The sequence below is a fragment of the Amycolatopsis kentuckyensis genome, from assembly GCF_002155975.1.
Taxonomy (GTDB): domain Bacteria; phylum Actinomycetota; class Actinomycetes; order Mycobacteriales; family Pseudonocardiaceae; genus Amycolatopsis; species Amycolatopsis kentuckyensis.
Map to the genome: position 1 here is coordinate 1 of NZ_MUMI01000564.1, position 2,598 is coordinate 2,598.

The 2,598-nt window shown below is 70.2% G+C and carries 2 protein-coding genes; both read right to left on the reverse strand.

What is annotated here, in order from left to right; translation table 11 throughout:
• Positions 1 to 30 precede the first annotated feature (30 nt).
• Positions 31 to 1,800: a hypothetical protein gene (locus CCN39_RS41830; RefSeq protein ID WP_086851939.1), complete on the reverse strand. Its 1,770-nt coding sequence runs from the start codon at positions 1,798 to 1,800 to the stop codon at positions 31 to 33.
• A gap of 48 nt (positions 1,801 to 1,848) precedes the next feature.
• On the reverse strand, positions 1,849 to 2,598 hold a 750-nt coding region (locus tag CCN39_RS41835), incomplete at its 5' end, for an AAA family ATPase (protein ID WP_086851985.1).

Here is a 2,598-nt window from a genome sequence, read left to right on the forward strand (position 1 = left end):
GACCGCCGAGGCGGGCGTTTCGCGCTCGGGTCAGGCAGCGGCCTTGAAGCCGGGCTGGACGTTCGCGCAGCCGCGCAGCCCCGCTGTCTTGTTGAGTTCCAGGACCGGCGGCAGCGTCTTCTGGGCGTACGCCTGGAGTTCCGCGAGCTTCGCGTCGTCGACCAGGTCGCGCCGGACGTGGTAGCTGACCCAGTTGCGCGAATCGATGGTCGCGACGCCGATCGGCCGGTTGACGAAGATCGTCGCGTACTCGCTCTCGAACCGCGGGTCCTTGTCGAAGCCCAGCGTGGTGATCCACGACCCGATGAACGTGATCAGCTCGGGCTTCTCCTGGTTGAAGACGTAGTTGCGGACCCCCGTCACGTCGGACTCGTGCAGGTAGTCGGCGACCTGCTTGTCGCCGAGGCCGGCCAGGTCGAGCACCCGGAGGCGGCTGCCCAGCGACGTCCCGCCGAGGTCGATCAGGCCGACCTGGGCGGAGTCGGGCAGCTTGAGGATGTCCGCGAGGCCGTTGATGGTCCGGGCGTCGCGCTCGGCCACGATGCAGAACGCCGTCTTGACGTTGGCGCGGTAGGACTTGCCCTGGTCGTAGAGCCCGCTCACCGAGCTGACCAGCGCCACCACCAGCAGGCAGCCGAGCGCGATCCGGCCGCGCAGCCGGACCGCGGCCAGCGCCTCGACGACCACGATCGCGGCGCCGAACACGCCCAGCGTCCAGACCGGGGTGGCGAACCGCAGCTGCCCCATCCAGTCGTACTCGAGCACGATGTAGGCGACCACGGTGAGCCCGAACGGCGCCATCAGGGCGATCAGGCCGGTGCGCAGGCGCGAGGGCCGCACCATCAGCACCACCAGGCACGCGACGGCGACCGCGACGACCAGCCAGCCCACGTACGAGACGATGTCGCCGGGCCGGGCGAGGTCCTCGATCGTCGGCGGCTCCTGCCCCTTCGCGACGGCGGTGTTCGGGACCAGGCGGCCGAACTCGAACCAGCGGAAGACCATGTACGCGCCGTACGGGACGGCGAAGCCGGCGACGGAGAGCACGACCGCACGCACGCTGCGGCCGAGCAGCTCCCGCTTGAGGAACAGCAGGACGGCGATCGGGTAGGCCCCGGCGTAGATGATGCCGTCGGGCCGGGTCAGCGCGGCGAGCATCGAGATCAGCCCGGTGCCGACGGCGACCTGGGTGTCGAGCAGCCGGCCGCTGTGGACCGCCCGCACGATCAGCACGGCGAGCGCGGCGACGGTGAGAGCGTAGAAGGAGTTCTCCAGCCCGGAGAAGCACCAGATGACGAAGGACGGGATCGCGGCGAGCGCGGCCCCGGCGACGAACGTGATCAGGGCCGGGCGGCGGCTGAGCACCTTCGCGCCGAAGTAGAAGAGCACGAGGATGGCCGCGCAGCAGAGCAGCGCGAGCGCCTTCGGGAAGAGGATCTGGTCGTTGACGCCGAAGAGCGTCCCGTGGTCGAAGAGACCGACGAGCTTGCCGAGGGCGATCAGGACCATCCAGGTCGGGTTGGAGTACCCCTCGACCGGCGCGGCGCCGGGCTGCAGGACCGGCCCGAAGCCGTCGGCGAGGTTGCGCGAGTAGGCGAACGTGATGGCCGAGTCGTCGATCAGCCAGTGACCGTAGAAGGAGGCGTGCACGGCGATCAGCGCGGTGCCACCGAGCACGGCGGCGACGGCGGCGAGCTTCCCGCGCCACCCGCTCCTGGCGGCCACCGGCCCGGCCGGACCCGGCCGATCGGGTTCCGCCTCGGACGGCGGTCTCGTGTCCGTCGTCTCGGCCACGCTCATCCCCAGGTCCTCCTCGCATCGACCACACCGGACCCCCGACCCGGGCGGTCAGGCGAACAAGGCGTCGAGCTTGGCCCTGACCCGGTCGAGGTCTTCGCTGTATTTCAGGACGGCTCCGAGCGTGCGTGCCGCCGTTGCCGCGTCCAGCTCGTCACGCTGAAGAGTCAAGAGAGCCCGCGCCCAATCGAGGGACTCCGCTACTCCCGGTGGTTTCAGCAAATCCATTTCACGGAGCCGATGCACCGCTTCAGCGATTTGCCGAGCCAGAGCTGCACTTACCCGCGGGATCCTACGGCGCAGGATTTCGACCTCCCGAACCAGGTCCGGGTGTTCGAGCCAGTGGTAGAGGCAGCGGCGCTTGAGCGCGTCGTGCACCTCGCGCGTCCGGTTCGAGGTGAGGATCACCAACGGGGGATGCTCGGCGCGGACCTCGCCGTACTCGGGGATGGTCACGGCGTGCTCGTCGAGCAGTTGCAGGAGGAACGCTTCGAACTCGTCGTCGGCGCGGTCGATCTCGTCGATCAGGAGGACGCACGGGGCGCTGATCAGCGCCTGCAGCAGCGGCCGGGCCAGCAGGAACCGCTCGGTGTAGAGCGAGCGCTCGGCGGCCTCGACGTCGAGCTGCCCGCCGCCGGCCGCCTCGAGCGCCCGCAGGTGCAGGAGCTGGCGGGGGAAGTCCCATTCGTAGAGGGCCTGGGCGGCGTCGATGCCTTCGTGGCACTGGAGCCGGACGAGCGGCCGGTCCAGGGCGGTGGCCAGGGCCAGGGCGAGTGAGGTCTTGCCGGTGCCGGGCTCGCC

What these genes read in the sequence shown, in the direction of transcription:
- CCN39_RS41830 (WP_086851939.1), bottom strand. Translation starts at nt 1,800, where the DNA reads ATGAGCGTGGCCGAGACGACGGACACGAGACCGCCGTCCGAGGCGGAA.